This window comes from Luteimonas pelagia (assembly GCF_054776035.1).
This window is the reverse complement of sequence record NZ_BAAHCG010000003.1, coordinates 281,306-300,921: the sequence shown is the minus strand read 5'-3', so window position 1 is coordinate 300,921 and position 19,616 is coordinate 281,306. Positions and strand designations below refer to the sequence as shown.

General features: G+C 74.3%; 19 protein-coding genes. 1 reads left to right on the top strand and 18 read right to left on the bottom strand.

What is annotated here, in order from left to right; genetic code table 11:
* Positions 1 to 50 precede the first annotated feature (50 nt).
* The 7 genes from ACYU7H_RS10340 to ACYU7H_RS10310 all read right to left on the bottom strand — a co-directional run bounded on the left by ACYU7H_RS10340 (position 51) and on the right by ACYU7H_RS10310 (position 9,729).
* Complete coding sequence (locus tag ACYU7H_RS10340) at positions 51 to 971, bottom strand: sensor histidine kinase (RefSeq protein WP_460814485.1); 921 nt, start codon at positions 969 to 971, stop codon at positions 51 to 53.
* 77 nt (positions 972 to 1,048) lie between these two features.
* Positions 1,049 to 2,218, bottom strand: coding sequence for a methyl-accepting chemotaxis protein (locus ACYU7H_RS10335; RefSeq protein ID WP_460814483.1), 1,170 nt, complete (start codon positions 2,216 to 2,218; stop codon positions 1,049 to 1,051).
* Between the two features lie 54 nt (positions 2,219 to 2,272).
* Positions 2,273 to 3,334: a protein-glutamate methylesterase/protein-glutamine glutaminase gene (locus ACYU7H_RS10330; RefSeq protein WP_460814482.1), complete on the bottom strand. Its 1,062-nt coding sequence runs from the start codon at positions 3,332 to 3,334 to the stop codon at positions 2,273 to 2,275.
* On the bottom strand, positions 3,334 to 3,939 hold the full coding sequence (cheD, locus tag ACYU7H_RS10325; RefSeq protein WP_460814480.1) for a chemoreceptor glutamine deamidase CheD: 606 nt from the start codon (positions 3,937 to 3,939) through the stop codon (positions 3,334 to 3,336). The genes ACYU7H_RS10330 and cheD overlap by 1 nt, the downstream gene beginning before the upstream one ends.
* A 39-nt stretch (positions 3,940 to 3,978) precedes the next feature.
* Entirely contained in the window at positions 3,979 to 4,839 is an 861-nt protein-coding gene (locus tag ACYU7H_RS10320; RefSeq protein ID WP_460814479.1) for a CheR family methyltransferase, read from the bottom strand.
* Positions 4,832 to 6,973, bottom strand: a complete 2,142-nt coding sequence (locus ACYU7H_RS10315) for a putative bifunctional diguanylate cyclase/phosphodiesterase (RefSeq protein WP_460814477.1) — start codon at positions 6,971 to 6,973, stop codon at positions 4,832 to 4,834. The genes ACYU7H_RS10320 and ACYU7H_RS10315 overlap by 8 nt, the downstream gene beginning before the upstream one ends.
* Positions 6,974 to 7,029: 56 nt before the next feature.
* Positions 7,030 to 9,729: a methyl-accepting chemotaxis protein gene (locus ACYU7H_RS10310; RefSeq protein ID WP_460814475.1), complete on the bottom strand. Its 2,700-nt coding sequence runs from the start codon at positions 9,727 to 9,729 to the stop codon at positions 7,030 to 7,032.
* Positions 9,730 to 9,939: 210 nt separating this feature from the next.
* On the opposite strand from ACYU7H_RS10310, the gene ACYU7H_RS10305 reads away from it, so the two are divergent.
* On the top strand, positions 9,940 to 10,248 hold the full coding sequence (locus tag ACYU7H_RS10305; protein WP_460814474.1) for an energy transducer TonB: 309 nt from the start codon (positions 9,940 to 9,942) through the stop codon (positions 10,246 to 10,248).
* 74 nt (positions 10,249 to 10,322) lie between these two features.
* Here ACYU7H_RS10305 and ACYU7H_RS10300 read toward each other — a convergent pair whose 3' ends face one another.
* The 11 genes from ACYU7H_RS10300 to cheY all read right to left on the bottom strand — a co-directional run bounded on the left by ACYU7H_RS10300 (position 10,323) and on the right by cheY (position 19,602).
* Positions 10,323 to 10,838, bottom strand: a complete 516-nt coding sequence (locus ACYU7H_RS10300) for a chemotaxis protein CheW (protein ID WP_460814472.1) — start codon at positions 10,836 to 10,838, stop codon at positions 10,323 to 10,325.
* Positions 10,839 to 10,857: 19 nt separating this feature from the next.
* The gene (locus tag ACYU7H_RS10295) at positions 10,858 to 12,846 is read right to left on the bottom strand and encodes a chemotaxis protein CheW (protein WP_460814471.1); all 1,989 of its coding nucleotides are present in this window, start codon (positions 12,844 to 12,846) and stop codon (positions 10,858 to 10,860) included.
* 13 nt (positions 12,847 to 12,859) lie between these two features.
* Entirely contained in the window at positions 12,860 to 13,225 is a 366-nt protein-coding gene (locus ACYU7H_RS10290) for a response regulator (RefSeq protein WP_460814469.1), read from the bottom strand.
* Positions 13,222 to 13,512 (bottom strand): STAS domain-containing protein, encoded by a 291-nt coding sequence (locus ACYU7H_RS10285; RefSeq protein WP_460814467.1) that lies wholly within the window; start codon positions 13,510 to 13,512, stop codon positions 13,222 to 13,224. The genes ACYU7H_RS10290 and ACYU7H_RS10285 overlap by 4 nt, the downstream gene beginning before the upstream one ends.
* 82 nt (positions 13,513 to 13,594) lie before the next feature.
* The gene (locus ACYU7H_RS10280) at positions 13,595 to 14,275 is read right to left on the bottom strand and encodes a chemotaxis protein CheW (protein ID WP_460814466.1); all 681 of its coding nucleotides are present in this window, start codon (positions 14,273 to 14,275) and stop codon (positions 13,595 to 13,597) included.
* Positions 14,272 to 15,048 (bottom strand): ParA family protein, encoded by a 777-nt coding sequence (locus ACYU7H_RS10275; protein ID WP_460814464.1) that lies wholly within the window; start codon positions 15,046 to 15,048, stop codon positions 14,272 to 14,274. The genes ACYU7H_RS10280 and ACYU7H_RS10275 overlap by 4 nt, the downstream gene beginning before the upstream one ends.
* A complete protein-coding gene (motD, locus tag ACYU7H_RS10270; RefSeq protein ID WP_460814463.1) occupies positions 15,048 to 16,052 on the bottom strand; it encodes a flagellar motor protein MotD in 1,005 nt (334 codons plus the stop codon). The genes ACYU7H_RS10275 and motD overlap by 1 nt, the downstream gene beginning before the upstream one ends.
* A 1-nt stretch (position 16,053) precedes the next feature.
* Entirely contained in the window at positions 16,054 to 16,794 is a 741-nt protein-coding gene (locus ACYU7H_RS10265) for a flagellar motor protein (protein ID WP_460814462.1), read from the bottom strand.
* Positions 16,795 to 16,802: 8 nt separating this feature from the next.
* A complete protein-coding gene (locus ACYU7H_RS10260) occupies positions 16,803 to 18,608 on the bottom strand; it encodes a chemotaxis protein CheA (RefSeq protein ID WP_460814460.1) in 1,806 nt (601 codons plus the stop codon).
* Positions 18,609 to 18,610: 2 nt separating this feature from the next.
* A complete protein-coding gene (locus tag ACYU7H_RS10255; RefSeq protein WP_460814459.1) occupies positions 18,611 to 19,213 on the bottom strand; it encodes a protein phosphatase CheZ in 603 nt (200 codons plus the stop codon).
* Positions 19,210 to 19,602: a chemotaxis response regulator CheY gene (gene cheY / locus ACYU7H_RS10250; protein ID WP_460814457.1), complete on the bottom strand. Its 393-nt coding sequence runs from the start codon at positions 19,600 to 19,602 to the stop codon at positions 19,210 to 19,212. Before cheY ends, ACYU7H_RS10255 begins: the two co-directional genes overlap by 4 nt.
* Positions 19,603 to 19,616: the final 14 nt, after the last annotated feature.

Below are 19,616 nucleotides of genomic sequence, written 5' to 3'. Positions count from 1 at the left end.
AGCCCGCCGCAAGGCGGGCTTCGTGTTTCCGGACGTCGGTGTGCGTGGCGTCAGTGCGCCGTGGCGGCCGCGGGCCGGGCGGCGTGGTTGGTGGTCATCGGCAGGCGGACCGCCAGCCGCGTGCCCACCCGGGCCTTGGCGAACTCGAGCGACCCGCCGACCAGGTGCGCGCGCTCGCGCATCGTGACCAGGCCGAGCCCGGTGACCGTGCCGGTGGTCGCCGCGAAGCCGCGGCCGTCGTCGTGCACGTCCAGCGCGAGCGCGCCCGCCGCGTCCTGGCGCAGCCGCACCGAGACGGACGTCGCCTGCGCGTGCCGCGCCACGTTGGTGAGCGCCTCCTGCGCGATGCGGAAGCAGGCCAGCTCCACCGCCGGATCCGGCCGCCAGGCGAGCGGTTCGAGTTCCAGTTCGAGTTTCGGGTGGCCACTGCGGAACAGGCGGCCGGCCTGCCAGCGCAGGGCCGCCTCGAGGCCGAGGGCGTCGAGCTGCGGCGGGCGCAGCAGCATCGAGAGGTCGCGGAGCTTGGCGATCGTCTGGTCCGAGATCGCCACGATCTCGTCGATCGTTTCCCGGTGGCCGTCGCCGACCGCCGGCGGCAGCGCCAGCGCGCCGAGCTTGATCGCGGTGATCTGCTGGCCGATGTCGTCGTGCAGTTCGCGGGACAGCGAGCGCCGCTCCTCCTCCTGCACCACCAGCAGCCGGCGGGCGACCGCCTTGAGTTCGGCGTCGAGGCGGGCGGACCGGGCGTCGTGGCGACGGACCCAGCGCGCGCCCAGGCCCCCGGCCACCGTCGCGGGCAGCAGCAGCGCGAGCCAGGGCGCCGCGCCGCCGAGCCACGGGGCGAGGGCCGCCTCCAGGCCCGGGCCGGCCCAGCGTTGCCAGGCCAGCAGGCCCAGTGCCACCGCCAGGCAGGCCAGCAGGCGGGTCGCCCGGCGTACGGCGGGGGCGTCGGGCAACGGGGGGCGGCGCATGCGCGCCATTGTCGCGGGGGCGGCGTCGCCGCGTCCGCGACCGGGTCACACTCCGCCGATCGCGTGGGGCCCCGGGTTCAGAAAAGTTCGACGCTGCCGGCGTCCATCGACTGCTGCATGACCGGCTTGTGCGGGGGGCGCTCCCACTCCCCGCGCATCTGGCCGATCCGTTCCACGATCCGGGCGAGCGCGCGCTGGCGCTCGGCGCAGGTCGTGTCGCCCCGGTGGAGCAGGGACTGCAGGGTCGTGGCCTCCTGGTTGATCGCCCCGAGGCGGTCCAAGTGCACGCGCGCCGCGCCCAGCGCCTGGGTGGCGATGTCCTCGAACTGCAGCGAGCGCACCGCCTCGGCCACCGACCCGTCGATGGCGCGGCCGCAGTCGGCGATCTCGCGCATGCCGCGGCCCAGGCCCTGGTTCATGCCTTCCACGCGGTCGAGCATCGCGGCGGCCTCTGCGCGCGCGCCGCGGGACCGGTCCAGGTCACGCGAGGCCATCTGGCTGACCGTGTCGCGGACGCGGGCGATGGCGTCCTTGGAGCTGTGCGCGAGCTTGCGGATCTGTTCGTTGAAGGCGGTCGAGCGCTCGGACAGGTTGCGCACCTCGTCGGCGACCACCGCGAAGCCGCGGCCCGCCTCGCCGGCGCGCGCCGCCTCGATCGCGGCGTTGAGCGCGAGCAGGTTGGTCTGGTCGGCGATCGACTTGACGTCCTCGAGCAGGGCGAAGATGCCGTCCAGGTGCTCGGCCATCGCGTCGATGTGGGTCACGGTCGCGGTGCTCTGGCCGCTGACCTCCTCCAGCGCCTCCACCAGCTGGCCCATCTGCTGGCTGGCCTGCTGGGCGAAGCGCGAGACGTCCATGCCGCCCTGCTCGCCGTCGCCGGTGCGGTCGATGATCCGGCCGACCAGCTCGCTCTGCTGGCGGGACTTGCGATTGACCGCATCGAAGCTGCCGCCGAGCTTGGCGACCGCCTCGCGGATCAGTTCGCGGGTGCGCTCGATCTCCTGCCGCGACCCCTCGACCTCGGCGCCGACGAAGGTGCGCAGTTCGTCCAGCAGGCGGGTCTGCTCGCCGAGCGCCTCGCGCCCGCCGGGCCGCAGCACCTGCCAGGCGAACGCGCCCCAGGCCAGCAGCATCGCCACGAGCGCGCCCCAGCGCACGGCCGCCGGCCAGGCGAACGCTTCGGCCAGGACCAGCAGCAGCGCCAGCACCAGGGGGGCGGCCAGGCGGAACAGGGTGCTCTTGTGCATCGTCGATCTCGTTGCGGCGTCTGGTTGCGGTAACGGCCCGCGGCCGCCGCTTCTTTAGCCGCGCGCCGCGCCCTCGAGCAGGCGGCCGGCGATCTGCGACAGCGGCAGCACTTCGCGAGCGCCCCCCAGGGCCACGGCCGCGCCCGGCATGCCCCAGACCACGCTGGTGGCCGCGTCCTGCGCGATCGTGAAGCCGCCGGCGTCGCGGAGCGCCCGCAGGCCGCGGGCGCCGTCGTCGCCCATCCCCGTGAGCAGGGCCGCGCAGGCGTTGGCGCCGGCGTGCCGGGCCACGGACTCGAACAGCACGTCGACGCTCGGCCGGTGGCGGCGGACGGGCTCGCCGTCGCCGAGCACGCAGCGCCAGCGCGCGCCGTCGCGCTCCACCCGCAGGTGGCGGCCGCCCGGCGCGACGTAGGCGTGGCCGGCCAGCAGCGGCTGGTCCTCGCCGACCTCGACCACGGTCATCCGGCTGTTGCGGTCCAGGCGGCGCGCGAAGGCGCCGCTGAAGGCCCCGGGGATGTGCTGCGCGATGACCGTGGCCGGGGCGTCCGCGGGCATCCGCGCCAGGATCGCGCGCAGCGCCTCGGTGCCTCCGGTCGAGGCGCCGATCGCCAGCAGCCGGTCCGTCGTCCGGTAGGCGACCGGGGGCACCGCGCCGGCCGCGTCGTCCGGCGGGGCGAGCGCGGCGACCCGCGCGAGCGCCGCCTGCTTCACCTTCTCCACCAGCACCGCGGCGTCGTCGGCCAGCCCGCGCGCGATGTCGAGCGTGGGCTTGGCGACGAAGTCGACCGCGCCCAGTGCCAGGGCGTCGAGCGTCACCTGCGCGCCGGCGGCGGTCAGCGTCGACACCATCACCACCGGCATCGGCCGCAGGCGCATCAGGTTGCGCAGGAAGGTCAGCCCGTCCATCCGAGGCATCTCGACGTCGAGCGTCAGCACGTCGGGCGAGAGCTGCTTGATCTTCTGGCGCGCGATGAAGGGATCGGCGGCCGTGCCGACGACCTCGATGCCCGGGTCGGCGCCCAGCAGTTCGGTCAGCAGCCTGCGGACCAGCGCGGAGTCGTCGACCACCAGCACGCGCACCGGCCGGGTCCGCGTCGCGGCGGCGGCCTGCATCAGAACAGCTCCACGCTGCCGGTGGCGGGCGCCCGCGACAGCCGGGCGCGGTAGGCGCGCTCCTCGTCGGCCAGCGCACGCTCCCGCGTGGCCGGCAGGCGGCGCACCAGCGTGCGCCCGGTCTGCACGAAGAACGCCACCTTGCGCGGGTGGATGTCGCCCAGGTCCTGGGCGAGCACCGGGATCCGCTCCGCATCGAGGTAGTCGAGCACGAAGCGCGCGTTGCGCGATCCGATCGGATCCTGGAAACCGCGCAGCACGTTCCCGCCGCCGAACACCTTCGCCTGCAGCCGGGCGCGACGCGCTCCGCGCTTGAGCAGGTCGTTGACCAGCAGCTCCATGGCATGCGCGCCGTAGCGCGCGCTGCCGTCGCCGGCGCCGGCCTCGCCGTCGGGCAGCATGAAGTGGTTCATGCCGCCGACGCGCAGCAGCGGGTCGTAGAGGCAGGCGGCGACGCAGGAGCCGAGCAGGGTCACCAGCGCCACCGGCTCGGCGCTCGTCCGGTACTCGGCCGGCAGCAGGCGGAAGGCGCGCGTCTGCAGCGCGGCGTCGAAATAGCTGCCGTCCGCCGGGGCGGGGGCGACGGGCGCGGCGAGCGCATTCATTCGGCGGGCCTCACTCGGTGGCACTCATCCGGGGCGCACTCATGCGGGCGGCCGCGAGGCGGCCGCGCGGTACGTCGTGCGGCCGCAGGGGGCGACCACGTCCAGCGCGTGATTGAAGCTTTCCGAGTGGCCCGCGAACAGCAGGCCGCCCGGCGCGAGCAGCGGCACGATCCGGCGCAGCACCTCGTGCTGGGTCGGCTTGTCGAAATAGATCATCACGTTGCGGCAGAACACCGCGGCGAACCCGCCGCGCAGGCCCGGGTCGCCGCCCAGCAGGTTGATGGGCCGGAACGACACCAGCGACCGCAGGGCCGGCTTCACCCGGCACAGGCCGGCGTTCGGCCCCGTGCCGCGCTGGAAGTAGCGGTGCCGGCGCTCGGGCGACAGGTCGGCGATGCGGTCGACCGGATAGACGCCGCGCGCCGCGGTCTCGAGCACGGCGGTGTCGATGTCGGAGGCGAGGATCCGCACCGGCGGGGCGGTGGTGCCGAACGCCTCGCAGGCGGTGATCGCCAGCGACCAGGGCTCCTCCCCCGTCGACGCCGCGCAGCACCAGAGCGTGTGCGGCCCGCGGCCGGCGGCACGCAGGTGGTCGGCCAGTGCGTCGAAATGGTGCGCCTCGCGGAAGAACGCGGTGAGGTTGGTGGTCAGCGCGTTGACGAACTCCTGGTGCTCGTCCGGGTCGCCGGACTCCACCAGGTCCAGGTACTCGTCGAACCGGTCCATCGCCAGGGCGCGCAGGCGGCGCGACAGCCGGCTGTAGGCCATGTCGCGCTTGTGTTCGCCCAGGTGGATGCCCGCGCGCGCGCGGATCATTGCGGTGACGCGCGCGAAGTCGCGGTCGTCGAAGGCGAACTCGCGCACCGTGCGCGTCGCGGCGGCGGGCGCGCCGTCAGGCATGGCCGGCCACCTCCATGTCGCGCAGCGCGGTGGCCTGGCGCAGGCGCGCGTCGAGCCAGTGGCCGAACTCCGCCGGCGGCAGCGCCGGCGAGTACAGGAAGCCCTGCGCCTCCTGGCAGCCGAGTTCGTGCAGCAGCTGCGCCTGCTCGGGCGTCTCCACGCCCTCGGCGATGACGCGCAGGTCGAAGTTGCGCGCGATGAGCAGGATCGAGCGCACGATCGCCGCGTTGCCGCGGTTGGCGATCACGTCGCGCACGAACGAGCGGTCGATCTTGACCCGGTCCACCGGCAGCCGCTGCAGCACGGACAGCGAGGCGTAGCCGGTGCCGAAATCGTCGTAGGCCACGCTGATGCCGCGGGCCCGGATGTTGGCGAGCGCGCCGGCGGTGTCGCCGTCGTCGCGCAGGGCGATCGTCTCGGTGAGTTCCAGTTCCAGGTGCGCCGGCAGCAGGCCGCTGCGCGCCAGCGCCTCGTCGACCTCGCCCGGCAGCCGCTCGGCGTCCAGCTGCACCGGGAACAGGTTGACGCCGACCATCATCCGGCGGCCGCGCACCGGCGGCCAGCTTGCCGCGTCCTGGCAGGCGCGCTCGAGGATCCAGCGACCGACCACCGGCCCGACCGGACTGTCGGCCAGCGCGTCGATGAACTTGTCCGGCGACAGCAGGCCGCGCTTCGGGTGGCGCCAGCGCAGCAGCGCCTCCGCGCCGGTCGGCAGCCCCGAGGTCAGGCAGACCTGCGGCTGGTAATGGAGCTCGAACTCGCCCGCCTCGCAGGCGCGGCGCAGTTCGATGTCCAGCAGCCGGCGGTGGTGGGCCTCGATGCGCATGCCCGGTTCGAAATGGCGCCGGGTGTGCCCGCCGGCGCGCTTCGCGCGCTGCAGCGCGAGATCCGCGCGCGCGGCGAGTTCGCCGCCACCGACCGCGGGGTCGGCCATCGCCACGCCGACGCTCGCCTCGATGTGCACGAGGTGTGTGTCGACGCGGCACGGCCGGGTCAGTGCGTGCAGGACCGCATCGATGTGCGCGTCGACCTGCGCGCGGACCGAATGCGGGAAGACCAGCGCGAACTCGTCGCCACCGAAGCGCGCGAGCCGCGCGCCGTCCGGCAGTGCCGCCTGCAGCCGGCTGGCGGCCAGCTGCAGCACCGCGTCGCCCACCGCGTGGCCGAGCGTGTCGTTGATGGCCCGGAACCGGTCCAGGCCGAGCAGCGCGACGCCGAGCGGCGCGTTGCCGCCGGCGAGCATCTCGTCGAGGTCGGCCAGCAGCGCCGCGCGCTGCGGCAGGCCGGTCAGCCCGTCGCGCTGCGCGGGGGCACGACGTCGCTCGCGACGCGGCCGGCGCATCGCGATGTCGCGCAGCACCAGGCCGGTGCCGCCGGGTTCACCGGCCAGCCACGCGCACCGCGTGGCCTCCAGCGTGCGCGGGCCGCCACCGGCGTCCGCGACGCGCAGGTCGTAGGCGGTGCGGGCGCCCCGCGAAGGCGACAGCGCGCCGTCCCGGAGCCAGCGCGCCGCCTCGTCGGCGTCGACCTGGAGGCCGGGCGGGAACAGGGCGGCGGCGTCCGCGCCGGGCCGCACGCCGCCGGCGAACAGCGCCTCGGCGGCCGCGTTGGCGAAGCGCACCGCGCCATCGGCACCGAACACCAGCACCGCGTCGGTGTCGCCGGCGGCGTCCGCCGCGCGGGCCGGGCCGGCCGGCGCCTCGTGCGGGCGCTCGAGCAGGCGCGCGGCGATGCGCGCCACGCGCGCCAGCGCATCCTTCGCGGCGGCGTCGAGCCCTTCGCGAGGCTGGTGGTCGGCGACGACCAGCATGCCGATGCGCGCGCCCGCCGCGTCGGTGACCGGCAGCTCGAGCATGAAACCCGTGCCGGCGTCCTCGCCGGTGCCGGGCGCGCCGTGCTGGACCGGGCGCACGGCGGGGAGCATCGGGCGCGGCGCGTGCAGCCGGGCGCGCATGGCCTCGTCCAGGCCGCGCGCGGCGAGGATGCGCAGGCGGTCGCCGTCCACGCCGCAGATCGCGACGACGGGCAGCGCGCTCAGCGCCGCCGCCATCGCCACCAGTTCGTCGAATGCGTCGCCACCGTCCGTGCCGGGGGCGACCTGCGCGTCAATCGTCGCGCCGGGCGTCAGGTCCATGGATCGTCCTTGCATGGGGGGGGCGCGGCGCCGCCGGGAGGGGCGGCGCCGTCGGCTCAGAACTCCTGCCAGTGGCTGTCGCCCGCCGCCGGACCACCGGCGGCGGTGTTGCGTGCCGCGCCGTTGCCCTGCTTGCGGGCCGGGACACGCGACCGGGCCGGCGCCGCCGCCGGCTTCTGCGCGCGCGGTGCACGCGACAGTTCGATCACCGCGGCGGCGTGCGTCTCCTGCGGCGCGGCCGCGGCCAGCTCGAGGCGGAAGGTGGACACCGTGTGCACCAGCTGCTCGGCCTGCTGCTCGAGGCTGCGCGCGGACGCCGAGGCCTCCTCGACCAGCGCCGCGTTCTGCTGCGTGCCCTCGTCCATCTGCACGATGGCCTGGTTCACCTGTTCGATGCCGGTGCTCTGCTCGACCGACGCGGCGGCGATGTCGGCGATGATGTCGGTCACGCGCTTCACGCTGGTGACGATCTCGCCCATCGTGCGGCCGGCGTGGTCGACCAGCTGCGAGCCCTCCTCGACCTTCAGCACCGAATCGGTGATCAGCTGCTTGATCTCCTTGGCCGCGCCGGCCGAGCGCTGGGCCAGTGAGCGGACCTCGGCGGCGACCACCGCGAAGCCGCGGCCCTGCTCGCCCGCGCGCGCCGCCTCGACGGCGGCGTTGAGCGCCAGGATGTTGGTCTGGAACGCGATGCCGTCGATCACGCCGATGATGTCGGCGATCTTCTTCGACGCGCTGGTGATCGCGCTCATCGTGTCCACGACCTGGCCGACCACCTCGCCGCCCTGCGCGGCGACGTCGGCCGCGCCTTGCGCCAGCTGGTTGGCCTGGCGCGCGTTGTCGGCGTTCTGCTTGACCGTGGAGGTGAGCTCCTCCATCGAGGAAGCGGTCTCCTCGAGCGAGGCGGCCTGCTGCTCGGTGCGCTGCGACAGGTCGTTGTTGCCCGCGGCGATCTCGCCGGCGGCGGAGTTGATCGCGTCGCTGCCCTCGCGGATGCGGCTGACGATGCCGGTCAGCGTGTCGACGGTGCGGTTGGCGTCGTCGGCCAGGCGGCCGAACTGGCCGGGCAGGTCGGTTTCCACGCGGCGCGACAGGTCGCCGTCGGCGACCGCCGAGAGCAGCGAGCCCACTTCCGCCAGCCCGCCTTCGGCCGTCGCCATCAGCGCGTTGAGGCTTTCGACCATCTCGCGGTAGACGTGCTCGAAGCGCGCCGCGTCGCCGCGGTGGCTGAAGTCGCCGGCCACGGCGGCATCGACCAGGCCCTTGATCTCGGCGGTGACCGCCATCGTGCCGGCCTTGACGGCGTCCACGGCTTCGGTGATCTGCGCCTTCTCGCCCGGGTAGCGGTCCACCTCGCGCGACAGGTCGCCGCGGGCGTAGCCGCTGACCACGTCGATCACGTGCATCTGCACCGCGATGTGCGCGTCGACCAGCGCGTTGACGCCCTCGGCCATCCGCGCGAACGCGCCGCGGAAGTCCTCCGCGGGCATGCGGTGGTCGATGTCGCCCGCGTCGTGGCGCTCGCCCATCTCCGCCTGCGCGGCGGCGAAGCCGCGCAGCGTGCCGACGGCATGCTCGAGGCTGTCGGCGATGCCGCGCAGTTCGTCGCGGGTCTCGACGCGGACGTGGTCGGGGAAGTCGCCGCGCGCCACGCGCTCGGCCGCGCCCTGGATCACCTGCAGCGACTGCCGCGTGTTGCGGCTGAAGCCGAAGAACAGGTAGCCCGACAGCAGCAGCACCAGCAGCACGACCAGCAGCGTGGAGGCGCGTCGCGCCTCCGCCTGCGCGATTTCCGCCCCCGCCGCGTGGGAGAGGGAGAGTTCCGACGCGGTCATCGCCGCGGCCATCGCCAGCCGGGTCGCGGTGGTGCGCGCGGCCATCGCCGCCACCGACACCGACGGCTCGTCGGCGTCGAGGATGCGTTCCTGCATCAACGCGTTCTGGCGATCCATCGCCTCCAGCGCCGCCTGCATCGGCTTGCCGAAGCTCGCGCCGAGCGACGCCATCGCGCGCCGCGCGCTGGCCTGCTCGAGCTCGATGCGGTTGCGCACGTACGCCTGCATGTTGCGCGAGACGGCGAGGTTGGTGCGGTCCTCGACCCAGATCGCGCCCTCGCCCGCGACGCGCACGCCCACCAGGCCCTGCTGGCCGGTGTACTCGGCGAGCGTCGGCACCCATTCGGTGGCGGCGCGGCCCATGTAGAAGACGCCCTGGTCGCTGGCGAGGGTGAGGCCGGCGGCTTCCGCCAGGTGGCCCATGAGCTCGCCCACGCGGCGCACGGCCGCGTCGTGTGCCTCGACCGCCGCGGCGGGATCCTCGTGCCCGCCGGTCGCCGTGGCCCATGCGGCCTGCGCCGCCTGCAGCGGTGCCGAGAGCTCGTCGCCCTCGATCGCGCCCTGTCGCCAGGCGTCGAACGCGGCCAGCGCCTCGTCGGCGCGCCGGGCGGCCTGGCCGAAGGCCGCGTCGGGGAGCGTCGGGTCCTTGGCGTCGCGGCGCACCACCAGCTCGGCGTGCTCCTGCATCCCCAGCATCGCGTGGTGCAGGTGGCGGATGCCGGCGACGGCGTCGCCCTGCAGGCGCGCCGCGGCGATCTCCCCGTTGGCCCGTACCAGGATGATCCCGGCCAGCACCGCGCAGGTGAGCATGAACGTGGCGCCGATCACCATCGCCTTCTGGCCGAAGCGCAGACGCGCCATCAGCCGGGTGGCGGGCGCCAGCAGCCGGTCGAGCAGGGACGGGGGTTGACGGTTGGACATGCGGACCTCGCGGACGGCAGGGCCCGATGCGGGCCGGTTCCCACACGGGATCGGCGCTCGACGGCGAAACTTTAGGTGGGCCGCGTCGCACGGGCGGCCCGTGCCGGGCGCTGCGTCACGGTTCCGCGCGCGCGTTGCGCGCGGGACTCAAGATCGCGCGCCACGCGCCGATGTCCCGGGTGTCTTCCCACCACACCCAGGAGCACCCCAATGCGCCACACCCTTCTCGCCGCGGCGCTCGCCGTCGTGGCGGCCGCGGTCGCGATGCCCGCCTTCGCCGGCCTGACCCCGACCAAGCGCGTCGAGCCCGAGTACCCGCGCGAAGCCGCGAAGGACGGCACCGAGGGCTTCGTCGAGGTCGAGTTCAACGTCGACCCCGCCGGCAAGGTCACCAGCGTCTCGGTCCTCAACGCCAAGCCGTCCCGCACCTTCGAGCAGGCCGCCGTGCGCGCGGTCAAGCAGTGGGAATTCGCCCCGGGCGGCGGCAAGGGCCGGGTGCGGCTCGACTTCGCGCTCTGAGCCGGTACCCCCGGAACGAAGAACGCGCCGCGATGCGGCGCGTTTTTTTTGCGTCGGCGTCGCCGGGCGACGGATCAGTGCGCCGTCGCGGCGGCCACCAGGCCCATCTCGGCGCTGCCCATCAGCCGCTCGATGTCGAGCAGGATGAGCATGCGTTCGTCGAGCGTGCCGATGCCGGTCAGGAACTGGCGGTCGATCGCCGCGCCCAGCTCCGGCACCTCGCGCACCTGGGCCGCGTCCAGGCGGACCACGTCGGAGACGCTGTCCACGACCATGCCCACCACGCGGCCGCCCACGTGCAGCACGATCATCACCGTGGTCGGCCCGCACGCCGCCTCGGCGAGGCGGAACTTCAGGCGCATGTCGACCACCGGGACGATGGTTCCGCGCAGGTTGACCACGCCGCGGATGTAGTCCGGCGCGTCGGGCAGCCGGGTCGGCGCGTCGTAGCCGCGGATCTCCTGCACCTTCAGGATCTCCACGCCGTATTCCTCGCCGCCGAGCGCGAAGGTCAGGAACTCGCCGGCCGCGCCGGTCGTGGTGGCGGCGGCCGGCTGGGCGTTCGGGGCGGGCTGGGGCGAGGCGTTCATCGAATTGCTCCGGAAGGTGTCAGGCGGCCGCCGGCAGGCGGCCGGCGTGGCCCAGGCCCGCGGCGTCGACGATCAGTGCGACGCGGCCGTCGCCGAGGATCGTCGCGCCCGAGACGCCGGGCACGCGGCGGTAGTTGTGTTCCAGGTTCTTGACCACGACCTGCTGCTGGCCCAGCAGGGCGTCGACCTCGAGCGCCAGGCGCCGGCCGTCGCTTTCCACCACCACCGCGATCGGCGCGGGAGTCGCGTTGTTCGCGGCCGCGGGCAGGCCGTAGAACGCGGCCAGGTCGAGCAGCGGCAGGTAGTCTTCGCGCACCCGCAGCACGCGCGCGTCGCCGGCGATGGTGCGCACGTCGCCCGCCACCGGTTGAAGCGATTCCACCACCGCGTTCAGCGGCAGGATGAAGACCTCGCCGCCGACCGCCACGCTCATCCCGTCGAGGATGGCCAGGGTCAGCGGCAGTCGGATGGTGACGGTGGTGCCGGCGCCGGCGCGGCTGGCCAGTTCGACCTGCCCGCCGAGCGCGGCGATGTTCTTGCGCACGACGTCCATGCCGACGCCGCGGCCGGACAGGTCGGTGAGCTGTTCGGCGGTGGAGAAGCCCGGGGCGAACACCAGGTCCCAGACCTGCGCGTCGCTGGGATCGGCGGGCACCGCGATGCCGCGTTCGGCGGCCTTGCGCAGGATCCGCTCGCGGTCGAGGCCGCGGCCGTCGTCGACGATCGAGATCACGATGTGGCCGCCCTGGTGCGCGGCGTCGAGGGTCAGCGTGCCGGCCTCCGGCTTGCCGGCGGCGACGCGCTCGGCCGGCGTCTCCAGCCCGTGGTCGATCGCGTTGCGCACCAGATGCACCAGCGGGTCGACGATCTTCTCGATCACGCCCTTGTCCAGTTCCGTGGCCTCGCCCTGGGTGCGCAGCTGGACCTGCTTGCCCAGGCGCGCGGCGAGGTCGCGCACCATGCGCGGAAAGCGGCTGAAGGCGAACTCGACCGGCAGCATGCGCACGCCCATCACTGCTTCCTGCAGGTCGCGGGTGTTGCGGTCGAGCTGCTCCAGGCCGGCGAGCAGGGCCTCGTGGGCGGCCGGATCGAGCGCGTCCGAGCGCTGGCGCAGCATCGACTGGGTGATGACCAGTTCGCCGACCAGGTTGATCAGCGCGTCCACCTTGGTGACGGCCACGCGGATCGAGCTGTCGCCGGTGTCGCCTGCGCGGAAGCGGGGCGTATCGCCGGCCGGCGGCGCCGCGGGCGCGGCGTCGGCCGCGGGGGTGTCCGGCGTGCCGGCGGCCGGCGCGTCCGGCGCGGGCACGGCACGGATGTCCAGCTTGCAGTCGTCCTCGACCCAGGCGAAGGCCTCGTCGATCGCCGCGCGCGGCACGTCGCCCGGCAGGGTCAGGTCCCAGGCGAGGTAGGCCTGGAACGGGTCGACCTGCGCGAACGGCGGCAGGCCATCGTCGCGGCAGGCGACGGCGAGCGGGTCGAGCGCGTGCAGTTCGCGCAGGATCCGCAGCGGATCGTTGCCGCCAAGGAACAGGTTGGGATGCGGCTGGAAACCGACCTGCCAGGTGCCGGTCGCCGGCGGCGGCGCCGAGGGCGCGCCGGCAGCGTCGGCGGTGGCGGGCGTGGCCGACGCCAGCAGGCGCTCCAGGCCCCCGCGCGCGCCCGCCAGCGCCGCTTCGTCGACCGCGTCGCCGTGCTCGGCCGCCGACAACAGCCCGCGCAGCACGTCGACCGCGTCGAGCAGCCCGGTGACCGCCGCGCTGTCGAGCGCGCGGTGTCCCGCGCGGGCCTCGTCCAGCAGCGTTTCGAGCAGGTGGGTCAGGCCGGTGACCGCGGTGAAGCCGAAGGTCGCCGCGCCGCCCTTGATCGAATGGGCCGCGCGGAACACGACGTGGATGGTCTCGCCGTCCGCGTCGCCGGCCTCCAGCGCCAGCAGGCCCTGCTCCATCGCCACGAGGCCTTCGCGGCTCTCCTCGAAGAAGGCGGCGTGGAACTGGCGGATGTCCATCGCGGCGGCGGCCTCAGCCCAGGACCTTGCGCACGGTCGCGACCAGCTGGTCGGGATCGAACGGCTTGACCAGCCAGCCGGTCGCGCCGGCCGCCTTGCCTTCCTGCTTCTTGTCGCCGCCGGACTCGGTGGTGAGCATCAGCAGCGGGGTGAAGCGGTACTCGGCCAGCTGGCGCAGTTCGCGGATCAGCTGGATGCCGTCCATGCGCGGCATGTTGACGTCGGTCACCACCGCGTCGAAGCGCTTGCCGCGCGCCAGGTCGAGCGCGGCCTGGCCGTCCTCGGCCTCGCTGACCGCGAAGCCCGCGGACGACAGCGCGTAGGCGACCATCTGCCGCATGGAGGTGGAGTCGTCGACGATGAGGAGTTGCGCGCTCACGCGTGGGTGTCTCCGTTGGGTTCGAGGCCCAGGCTGGCCGACAGCGCGAGCATCCGCGCCGCGTTCGCCAGGGCCGGCGAGGGAAGGGTGATGCGGGTGGACTGGCCGCGCGCGGCGCGGTCGCGGACGAACGCGTGCAGCACCTGCAGGCCGGCGCAGTGCACGCGCTCGACGCGGTCGCCCGCCAGGGTGACGGTCGCCTCGTCGTCCAGGTGCGGCAGCAGCGCGTCGTGCAGCGCAGCGACGTGCTCGATGCCGAGATCCGCTTGCAGGGACAGTTCGATCATCGCGGGCGTTCCCGTCGCCCCATCCGGATGGGGTCCGTCCGGGTTATCGGCGCGCGCCGCGGCGACTTGAGCGCCGCGGGCCTCACTCGAACAGCGCGTTGGCGTCGAGCAGCACGGTCGGCACCCGGCCCGGGCGGGCGATGCCGAGCAGGGCGCGGTCCATCGCCCGGCGCTTGCGCGGGCCGGCGTCGTAGGGCGGCTCGGCGTCCTCCGGGGCGAGCGTGAACACGTCGTCCACCCGCGACACCAGCAGGCCCACCAGTTCGTCGTCGCGCTCGACCACCACGATCCGGGAATGCTCGTCGGCGGCGATCGCGCCAACGTCGAGCCATCGGCCGAAGTCGAACACCGGCACGATCCGCCCGCGCAGGTTCATCACCCCGAGCACCGAGGGCGCCGCGCCGCGCACCGCCATCACCGGCGCCACGCGCACCACCTCCTGCACGCGCAGCAGTTCGATGGCGTAGTGGTCGCGGTCGATCGACAGCCGCAGCCAGCGGCCGGGGGGGGCGGGGCGGGCCGCGTCGGCCGCGGCCTCGGCGGGGGGCGACGGGTTCGCCCGGGGCACCGCGGCCACGGCGGCCACGTGGGCGGGCGCGGGTCCGGGCGCGGGAACGACCGGCGCGGGGGCCGGCAAGGGCAGCGCGACCACGCTCGCCGCGGGCGGGGGCGCGGCGGCGGGCGACGGCGTCGCGGGCGCCGGCGCGAGCAGCTCGTCGAGATAGGCGTCCACGGCCAGGGACGCGTCGCCGGCCGGGCTCACGCGGCCTCCCGTGGCGCGTCGGCGTCGACCTGGCGCAGCAGCCAGGCCAGCGCCCGGCCGTAGGCCTCGAGCCCGCGGCAGTCGCCGGTGCGGTCGGCGGCGAGCGCGACGGCATCGCGCAGGCGCGTGTCCACCGGCACGTAGCCCGGCCAGACGTCGCCGCCGTGCCGCTCCCGCAGGGTCTCCAGGCTCTGCTGGCCCGCGCGCGTGCGCCGGTCGTGGAGCGTGGGCAGGATGTGCCGCGGCAGCGGCCGCCGCCGCGAGCGTTCCACCATCGTGGCCGTGCGCAGCATGTCGGCGAGCCCGTGCAGCGCCAGCGGGTCGGTCTGGGTGGGGATGACCAGGCGGTCGGCGCAGGCGAGCGCGTTGACCATCAGCAGGCCCAGCGTCGGCGGGCAGTCGAGCAGCACGTGGTCGAAGCGGTGGCGCAGGCCGTGCAGCGCGCGGCCGAGCGCCAGCCCGAGCCCGGGCTGGGTCGCGCCGCGTCGCTCGAGCGTGGCCAGCGCGGGCTGCGCGGCGATGAGTTGCAGGCCGGGCAGCGACGTGTCGCGCAGCAGGGTGGCCGGGTCGGCGCCGCGCGCGTCGAACAGGTCGTGCGCGCCGGCGGGCACGGGGTCGGACGGCACCGCGAACGCGCGGGTGAGCGAGGCGTGCGGATCGAGGTCCAGCATCAGCACGCGACCGCCGCGCGCCGCCAGCCCGCGGGCCAGGCACAACGACGTCGTGGTCTTGCCGACGCCCCCCTTCTGGTTGGCGATCGCCCAGGTCTGCATCAGTGGATTCCCCGCTTGAGCATGGCCGCGCGGGTGGCGATGCCGCCCCCGACGCCGCGTTTGTCCGGTGTGTCGCCGCCCCCGGCGGCCGGTGGGTCGGCGACCGGCGGCGCGGGCGCGGCGATCGCGTCGCCGCCCGGGGCCGCGAGGATCACCAGCTGCACCCGCCGGTTGGCGTTGCGGCCCGCGTCCGTGCGGTTGTCGGCGATCGGCCGCTGCTCGCCGAAGCCGACCACCGCCAGCCGCGCGGGTTCGATGCCGCCACCGATCATCGCGTGCACCACGCTCGCCGCGCGTGCCGCCGAGAGTTCCCAGTTGGAGCGGAACTGCGGCGTGCTGATCGGCCGGTCGTCGGTGTAGCCCTCCACCCGCACCGCGTTGGGCTCGCCGCGCAGCGCTTCGGCGAGCAGCGCGATCGTGCGCCGCGCGGTGGCGTTCGGCACCGCGACGCCGCTGGCGAACAGCACGTCGCTGCGGATCTCGACTTCCAGGTAGGTGTACTCACGGCGCACGACGACCAGGCGCTTGGCCACCAGGTCGGACAGCGCGTGCTCCACGCGCAGCCCGACGGAATGCAGTTGGCGCGCGGCGGCGTCGGCGGGATCCTCCGGACTGCTGTCGGCCTCGCCCCCGCCGGCCTGCCGTCGCGCGCGCACGTCCTTGCCGAAGGTCGGCAGTTCCACCGCCTGCCGCACCATCTGCACCTCCACGGGCATCGCCGCCGACGGCCCGTCGGCACGCGAGGCGGGCGTGGCGATCGTCGGCCGGTCGAACGACGAGCCGCGCAATTGCGACTGGCCGAGCTGGATCGGGGAAATCACCTTCGGGCGGCCGCTGAACGCCGCCTCGAGCGCGTCGGCCATCACCCGGTACTTGCCCTCGTTGATCGAGGACACCGCGTACATCACCACGAAGAAGGCCAGCAGCAGGGTCACCAGGTCGCCGTACGGGATCGCCCAGGCCTCGTGGTTCACGTGATCTTCGTGGACCTCGCGCCGGCGCATGTCAGCTGATGAAACCGCTCAGCCGGGCCTCGATGTTGCGCGGGTTCTCGCCCTGCGCGATCGCGATCAGGCCCTCGACGATCATTTCCCGCGACTGCGTCTGCGCGTTGACGTGGCCCTTGAGCTTGGATGCCATCGGCAGCAGCGCCAGGTTGGCCGCGCCGATGCCGTAGATGGTCGCGGTGAACGCCGCGGCGATGCCCTGGCCGAGCTTGCTCGGGTCGGCGAGGTTCTTCATCACCGCGATCAGGCCGAGCACCGCGCCGATGATGCCCAGCGTCGGCGCGTAGATGCCCATGCCCTCGAACACCTTGGCCGCGGCGAGGTCGCGCTGCCCCTGGCCGTGCAGTTCGATGTCGAGCATCTGGCGGATGGCTTCGGGCTCCACGCCGTCGACCACCATCTGCAGGCCCTTCTTCAGGAAGGGGTCGGTCTGCTGCTGCACCTGCGCCTCGAGGGCGAGCAGGCCCTGCTTGCGTGCCATCGTGCTCCACTCGACCAGTTGCGCCACCAGCGCGGCCCCGTCGCTCGACGGCGGCTGGAACACCCAGCGCACGATCTGCAGCGCGCGGCGGAAGGTCGCCATCGGCGTCTGCACCAGGATCGCCGCGATCGTGCCCACGATGACGATGACGAACGCGGCCGGCGACCAGAGGCTCGCAAGGCCCGCGCCCTTGAGCACGCTGCCGCCGATGAGCGCGCCGACCGCGAGCACGACGCCGATGACGCTGAGCCTGTCCATTGCCGTCGTTAACGGTTCGCGGGCGGCGGACTTGAGCCGCGCAGACCGGTGCGCAGCAGCGCGTCGACGTCGAGGATCAGGGCCATGCGCCCGTCGCCGACCAGGCTCGCGCCGGCGTAGCCGGGCAGGCCGCGCAGCGTGCGCGGCAGGGCCTTGATCACGACTTCCTCGCGCCCCCGCACGCGGTCCACCGCCAGGCAGTAGCGCTGCTCGCCGGCCTGCAGGACCACGCAGGTCTGCTCGGACAGCGGGCGCTCGGGCAGGCCGAGCCAGGCGCGCAGCGACAGCAGCGGCACGGGCGCCTCGCGCAGGTCGAGCACGGGCTGGCCGTCCACCTGCAGGGTCGCGGCGCGCATCGCGCGCGGATCCTGCGCCAGCACCTCGACCACCCGCACCAGCGGCAGCGCGTACACGTCGCCGTCCAGTTCCACCAGCAGCGTGGGCAGGATCGCGAGGGTGAGCGGGACCCGGATCGCGAAGCGCGTGCCGTGGCCGACCTCGGAGTGGATCTGCACCTGCCCGCTGAGCTCGCGGATCTTCGACTGCACCACGTCCATGCCGACGCCACGCCCTGACAGGTCGCTGACCTGGTCGCGGGTGGAGAAGCCGGCGAGGAAGATCAGCTGCAGGCACTCGTCCGGCGTGAGCCGCGCCGCCGCGTCGGGTTCGATCAGGCCCTTGCCGATCGCGCTGCGGCGGATCTTCTCCGGGTCGATGCCGCCGCCGTCGTCGCGCACCTCGATGGCGACGTGGTCGCCCTCCTGCTGCGCCGACAGGCGGACATGGCCGCATTCGGGCTTGCCGGCGGCCACGCGCTGCGCGGGCGGTTCGATGCCGTGGTCGATGGCGTTGCGCACCAGGTGCACGAGCGGGTCGGCGAGCGCCTCGACGAGGTTGCGGTCCAGTTCGGTCTCCGCGCCGACGACCTCCAGTTCCACCGTCTTGTCCAGCTGCCGCGCGACGTCGCGGGCCAGCTTGGGGAAGCGCGCGAACACGCGGCCGACCGGCTGCATGCGCGCGGTCATCACCGCCGACTGCAGGCGCGAGGTGGCCGCGTCCAGCGCGGCGACCGCGCGGTCGAGGTCCTCGTCGCCCAGCCGCGGGCGCAGGGTCTTGATCCGGTTGCGCGCCAGCACCAGTTCGCCGACCAGGTTGATCATCGTGTCGAGCCGGCGCACGTCCACGCGCACGGTGGTCTCCGGCTCGGCCACGGCGACCGGCCGCGACGCGCGCTTCGGCGGGGCCGGCGCCGGCTTGGGGGCCGGCTTCGGGGCCGGCGCGGGCGCGGGCGGGACGGCGGGTGCCGCGGCACCCGGCGCGCCGCCGTCGCCGTGCAGGCTGTCGAGCAGCGCTTCGAAATCCAGGTCGTCGAGGTCGCCCTCCGGCAGCGCCGTGGCGGCCGGCGTGGACGCGGCGCGTACCGGCGCGGCGGTCGGGGCCTCGGGGAGGCGGAGCGCGTCGAGCACCGGCTGCGGCGGCGGCACCGGCGGCTCGCCGGCCGCCACCGCGTCGAGCATGTCCGCGAGCAGGTCGATCGCCTGCTGGGTCGCGTCGAAGGCCGCGGCGTCGAGCGCGCAGCCCTGGCGCGCGGCGCCCAACCGCTCCTCGACCGCGTGGCACAGCACCACCATCGCGCCGAGATCCAGGAACCCGGCGCCACCCTTGACCGTGTGGAACCCGCGGAACACCGCGTTGAGGCCCTCGCGGTCGTCGGGATCGTTCTCCAGCGTGACCATCTCGCCGCCGAGGCGGTCGACGATCTCGCGCGCCTCGACCAGGAAGTCGGCGCAGATCTCCGACGTGACGGCGGCCATGGCTACAGCCCCAGCGAGGACAGCAGCTGGTTGGCGTCGTCCTGCGTCGCGGGCGCGGCGTCCACGCCGGCCACCGCCGGGCCGTGGCCGTGCGCGGGCGACAGCTGCAGCGGGCGCTCGTCCGGCTGCGCGCCGCCCAGGCCCGCGTGCACGCAGCGCACCAGGTCGACCACGCGCAGGATGATCTGCCCGGTGAGGTCCTGCACGCCCTGCGCGGCGGTCATCTCCGACAGGTTAGTGCGCAGGGTGGCGATGGCCTCGGCGCGACCGGCCCCGTCGAGCGCCGGCAGGCCCGCCAGCACGCCGCGGCACTGCTCGATCATGTCCAGCGTCGAGTGGCTGGCATCCTCGCCCAGGCGCACGACGTGTTCCAGCCGGGTGCAGGCCTCGGCCAGCGAATCCGCACCGGTCTCCCCGTCGCCCAGCGCGTGGCCCACCTCGCGCGCCAGGCGCACGAGGCCCTGCACCAGCGGCTGGCTGCGCCATTCGATCAGCGCGTCGATCTGCGCGCGCCAGCCGGCCTCGTCGCCATGCTCGATCGCCCACAGCGCCGCGCGCATGCGGCGCAACACCTGGTCGCGCACCGGGTCCGCGGGACGGATCACGCCGCCTGCCCCAGCCGCTCGAAGATCTTGTCCAGCTTGTCGTTGAGCGTGGCGGCGGTGAACGGCTTGATGACGTAGCCGTTCACGCCGGACTGCGCGGCCTCGATGATCTGCTCGCGCTTGGCCTCGGCGGTGACCATCAGCACCGGGATCTTCGCCAGCGACGCGTCGGCGCGGATCGCCTTGAGCAGGTCGATGCCCGGCATGCCGGGCATGTTCCAGTCGGTGATGACCAGGTCGTACGGGCCCTTGTGCAGCTCGGCCAGCGCGCTGGCGCCGTCGTCGGCCTCGGCCGTGTTGAAGAACCCCAGGTCGTTGAGCAGGTTCTTGACGATGCGGCGCATCGTCGAGAAGTCGTCGACGATCAGGATGCGGATGGTCTTGTCCATGGGCGTGGTGGTCG

What these genes read in the sequence shown, in the direction of transcription:
- ACYU7H_RS10340 (WP_460814485.1), bottom strand. Translation starts at nt 971, where the DNA reads ATGCGCCGCCCCCCGTTGCCCGACGCCCCCGCCGTACGCCGGGCGACC.
- ACYU7H_RS10335 (WP_460814483.1), bottom strand. Translation starts at nt 2,218, where the DNA reads ATGCACAAGAGCACCCTGTTCCGCCTGGCCGCCCCCCTGGTGCTGGCG.
- ACYU7H_RS10330 (WP_460814482.1), bottom strand. Translation starts at nt 3,334, where the DNA reads ATGCAGGCCGCCGCCGCGACGCGGACCCGGCCGGTGCGCGTGCTGGTG.
- cheD (WP_460814480.1), bottom strand. Translation starts at nt 3,939, where the DNA reads ATGAATGCGCTCGCCGCGCCCGTCGCCCCCGCCCCGGCGGACGGCAGC.
- ACYU7H_RS10320 (WP_460814479.1), bottom strand. Translation starts at nt 4,839, where the DNA reads ATGCCTGACGGCGCGCCCGCCGCCGCGACGCGCACGGTGCGCGAGTTC.
- ACYU7H_RS10315 (WP_460814477.1), bottom strand. Translation starts at nt 6,973, where the DNA reads ATGGACCTGACGCCCGGCGCGACGATTGACGCGCAGGTCGCCCCCGGC.
- ACYU7H_RS10310 (WP_460814475.1), bottom strand. Translation starts at nt 9,729, where the DNA reads ATGTCCAACCGTCAACCCCCGTCCCTGCTCGACCGGCTGCTGGCGCCC.
- ACYU7H_RS10305 (WP_460814474.1), top strand. Translation starts at nt 9,940, where the DNA reads ATGCGCCACACCCTTCTCGCCGCGGCGCTCGCCGTCGTGGCGGCCGCG.
- ACYU7H_RS10300 (WP_460814472.1), bottom strand. Translation starts at nt 10,838, where the DNA reads ATGAACGCCTCGCCCCAGCCCGCCCCGAACGCCCAGCCGGCCGCCGCC.
- ACYU7H_RS10295 (WP_460814471.1), bottom strand. Translation starts at nt 12,846, where the DNA reads ATGGACATCCGCCAGTTCCACGCCGCCTTCTTCGAGGAGAGCCGCGAA.
- ACYU7H_RS10285 (WP_460814467.1), bottom strand. Translation starts at nt 13,512, where the DNA reads ATGATCGAACTGTCCCTGCAAGCGGATCTCGGCATCGAGCACGTCGCT.
- ACYU7H_RS10275 (WP_460814464.1), bottom strand. Translation starts at nt 15,048, where the DNA reads ATGCAGACCTGGGCGATCGCCAACCAGAAGGGGGGCGTCGGCAAGACC.
- motD (WP_460814463.1), bottom strand. Translation starts at nt 16,052, where the DNA reads ATGCGCCGGCGCGAGGTCCACGAAGATCACGTGAACCACGAGGCCTGG.
- ACYU7H_RS10265 (WP_460814462.1), bottom strand. Translation starts at nt 16,794, where the DNA reads ATGGACAGGCTCAGCGTCATCGGCGTCGTGCTCGCGGTCGGCGCGCTC.
- ACYU7H_RS10260 (WP_460814460.1), bottom strand. Translation starts at nt 18,608, where the DNA reads ATGGCCGCCGTCACGTCGGAGATCTGCGCCGACTTCCTGGTCGAGGCG.
- cheY (WP_460814457.1), bottom strand. Translation starts at nt 19,602, where the DNA reads ATGGACAAGACCATCCGCATCCTGATCGTCGACGACTTCTCGACGATG.